Genomic DNA, 3,282 nt, shown 5'->3' with positions numbered 1-3,282 from the left:
AGGAAACCGATGATAGAACATCGGGTTACATCGTTCCGAGAAATAACCTCCTGTGATTTATCAGAGTGTGTAACAGAAATTTATACGACTTCACGTCGCAAATAACGTTGCGCTCTCGGGCAGCCTGCTATATGCGACTTTTTGTGTGAGAATGTGAGCGAAGCGAGCCATACAAAAAGATGCATATAGTAGGCTGTCCCTAGCAGCGCCCTGTTAGGTCACTATTGGGCAGGATGCTAACCACTTGGAAGAGCTTCGCTGTAAATAATGAACAGCCTACCATCTAGGTACCTTAGGTCTACGGCCTCATTATCTTCAACACCGAACCGCTTGATTAATTTTTCCACTTCTTCTTTTGAGAAAATATTATCTTTTATGACTTCAATAGCACCATTTGGGCCACAAGAAAGCAAGAAATTATTGACTGTAGCTTCAATTATTTCATGCTTGCTTTCAACATTGATTCTGATCATTTTATTGAAAAATTCTGAGTTGGCCGCGTAATTCGTTGGCTCAATTATTTTGTATGAAAAATTAACGCCAATTTCGTTAAATGAATTTTCTAACTCTTTCAATTTTTCTTCACATGAATCGTAGTACACCAGCACGAATTCCTCTCCGGCGTCTTTTTTAGAGCACGAAGATAAAAAGAGTAGAAAAGTCAAAAAGAGTATATTTTTCATTCTGACCTAACGCCGCCCTATGGGGCATTGTTTATGGAGCGGAGCTTTGGGGTACAGTGGCGCAGCCACCCCAAAGCGCAGCGGAGTAAACAATGTCCCTATGATGGCCTGGTTATAACCTCTATTCATCGGAGCTGACCAAAGAGTAAATATCGAAATCCAATGCTAGGCCCAAAGCAACTACTCTTTGCAAAAGCTCTTTTTCAAGTATTACGGCCACGTTTGGATAGTAACACGTAGGCACATAAGTAATACCTATACGAGCCCCGATTGGTAATTGTGCAAGTTTATCCTTTCGTGATTCGAGTAGTCCCAATAATTCTTTGAAGTGTACGTTTGTATAGTAATCATCCGAAGATTCAGAAGTCCGATATGACCAAAAGTTCTCTTTGCGTTCACGAATATTATTCGGCCCCCAGCGCTCACCCTTGCACCAAAAATGCGTTGGCTCAATCTCTAATACTTTGGAGATTGATTCGGGAGAGCACTCAAAATCTCTGGCGTAAAAATATGCGTATGTTTGATGATCACTCATAAGCTTTAAGACTTATAACGAGACTGTAGAAAAACTATTTCAGAAAATCAGCTCTTCCAGCCATATTTTTATTAATCATTAATGACGAATTAAAACACAAGATTCTTACATAGTCATTCAGTCCGGCCAGAAAATCGCCTTATTGTCGTCAATAGCCTTTTGACTCACTGAACCGCTCCATAATTCATCAATTTCTCAATGTTGTGTACCAGGCAGAACATTCACCATTGTCCTTGGACCTTGTCTTTACCGCGCAATGAGAATCTATTCGGGCCTTTGTTGAACCCTGTATTGCCGAATACCCGTTCCACAACGGACATGCGGTGTCCATAGATCATTTTCCCTTCCTGGCTGTCGATGCGGCGTTTCGTCCAGTCTGCGGTGGTGTGGCCATCAGTCATTGTCAAATGACTACCTGAAGAAGGATGGGTTGGCAACACTGCGCGACGGATGGATCAAGCTTCAGTACTCTGATTGAAACGCCCTATGCGGACCCGCATGCAGGGTGTTGTGGGGAGGGCGGGCTAAATATCCGCCCTTATCCGGTTATGCCTTGGTGCACCTGCTGAATACATGAGCATGCGCACCTTTGTATATAATCGCCCCCTGTACTTTAAAACCGGCTTTCTCTACTACTCTGACGGACGCTAAATTAGCTGGTTCAATCAAAGCATGGATACGATTCAAGCCTATTGAGGCGGAATGTTCAACTAATGCCGACACTACCTCAGTAGCGAAACCTCGTCCCCAGTTATTTTTAGAGAACCTGTAATTCAAATGCACTATATCGCTTAGATCAACAGTATCTTTACTTAGCCCGCATACGCCTATGAGCTTTGACGAAAGCCTCTCAATGATCGCCCACCGACAAAAATGACTTTTACCATATTCTTGAACGTTTTCATCAATATGTTGCTCTATTCCGTTTTTATCCAGAACACCGCGAACGGAAAAATGCATCACTTGGGGATCAGAGAATATTTCCGATAAAGAGTCGGCATCTTCCAGGGCCAGTCTTCTCACTATCAATCGATTTGTTTGAAAGATCATTCATTTTCCGTAGAGCCATAATCGCCGAGTTCAGGAGCAGCCTTCAATATGCACCATTTTGTACAAAAATGGGAGCGCAGCGACCGCGCATAAAATGCACAAAGTTGGCCGTCGGCCTGCAGCGCATTGTTGAACGAAGCCGCTTCGCGGCAAAGCTAAAACTCGAGAGCTGAGATAACTCCCCTACGTGCTTAATCCGAGCACGACAACTAGAGGAACTATCTCATACAAAAAGCACAGCAAAAACGCCAGGATTCACTGTGCCGAAATCATCTTAGCGCGCTTCAGCGCCAGGGGAAAGCGCCCTCCACCATTGACGTCTGCGCGACGGATGGATCAAGCTTCACTACTCTGATTGAAACGCCCTGTGCGGACCCGCATGCAGGGTGTTGTGGGGAGGGCGGGCTAAATACCTGTCCTTACCCGATTCCGTGATTCAGTAGGCGCCAAAATATCTACTGCTATGACATTTCCCTATAGGTTTTTGCGTCTTGATCGCTTCTTTAGTTTTCGTATTTATACCTTTGTAATCGCAATTTCCATATGTAAACGTGTAGTGAGCACCTGATTCAGGGACGAACGCAAATATGTTCCTACAAAACTGCCCTTCCAAAACCATTTCTCCTGTAAATTCAGTGCGCTGAAAAAACTCAAAAGACAACATTTTGTTTGCTGGAACATTTACTGTGAACTCTAGTGTTGATGGCTCCGTCCAGTTTCCATCCCAGAGATCGCCAATATACTCTCCGTACTCGCTAGGGCTGCACTCAAGTCCTTCAAATACTGAAACAGTAGGACCATCTTTAAGACCTTCTTCCAACTTGAAATGAATTCGTGCCAATTCTCCTGTCTCAGGCCCTTTGTATGTTGTGGCACAGCCAACAAATATTAAGGATAAAAGACCTACTATTAGTTTTCTCACGAGTACTCCTTTGTATTCACGTAACGAGGCTGTAGAAAAACTATTTCAGAAAATCAGCTCTTACAGCCATATTTTTATTAATCATGAATTAT

5 protein-coding genes are annotated in these 3,282 nt (G+C 43.4%); all 5 read right to left on the bottom strand.

Translation table 11 applies throughout. The annotated features are described in order from the left end of the window. Window positions 1–236 precede the first annotated feature (236 nt). Window positions 237–608 carry a hypothetical protein gene (locus MWN76_RS20715; RefSeq protein ID WP_250465071.1) on the bottom strand — a complete coding sequence of 124 codons (372 nt, stop codon included), beginning with the start codon at window positions 606–608 and terminating at the stop codon, window positions 237–239. 196 nt (window positions 609–804) lie between these two features. Then, window positions 805–1,218 (bottom strand): DUF4279 domain-containing protein, encoded by a 414-nt coding sequence (locus MWN76_RS20710; RefSeq protein WP_250465069.1) that lies wholly within the window; start codon window positions 1,216–1,218, stop codon window positions 805–807. Between the two features lie 221 nt (window positions 1,219–1,439). Further along, entirely contained in the window at window positions 1,440–1,658 is a 219-nt protein-coding gene (locus MWN76_RS20705; protein WP_345780086.1) for a transposase, read from the bottom strand. 106 nt (window positions 1,659–1,764) lie between these two features. Next, complete coding sequence (locus MWN76_RS20700) at window positions 1,765–2,268, bottom strand: GNAT family N-acetyltransferase (protein WP_250465065.1); 504 nt, start codon at window positions 2,266–2,268, stop codon at window positions 1,765–1,767. A 436-nt stretch (window positions 2,269–2,704) separates the two neighbouring features. Then, the gene (locus tag MWN76_RS20695) at window positions 2,705–3,190 is read right to left on the bottom strand and encodes a hypothetical protein (RefSeq protein WP_250465063.1); all 486 of its coding nucleotides are present in this window, start codon (window positions 3,188–3,190) and stop codon (window positions 2,705–2,707) included. Window positions 3,191–3,282: the final 92 nt, after the last annotated feature.

It is taken from the genome of Microbulbifer litoralis (genome assembly GCF_023634065.1).
Taxonomy (GTDB): Bacteria; Pseudomonadota; Gammaproteobacteria; order Pseudomonadales; family Cellvibrionaceae; genus Microbulbifer; species Microbulbifer litoralis.
Note: the sequence above shows the minus strand (reverse complement) of the source record. Positions and strands in the feature narration are given on the sequence as shown.

Excerpts from the sequence above, each read along its gene's own strand:
- MWN76_RS20710 (WP_250465069.1), bottom strand. The coding sequence starts at position 1,218 with ATGAGTGATCATCAAACATACGCATATTTTTACGCCAGAGATTTTGAG.
- MWN76_RS20700 (WP_250465065.1), bottom strand. The coding sequence starts at position 2,268 with ATGATCTTTCAAACAAATCGATTGATAGTGAGAAGACTGGCCCTGGAA.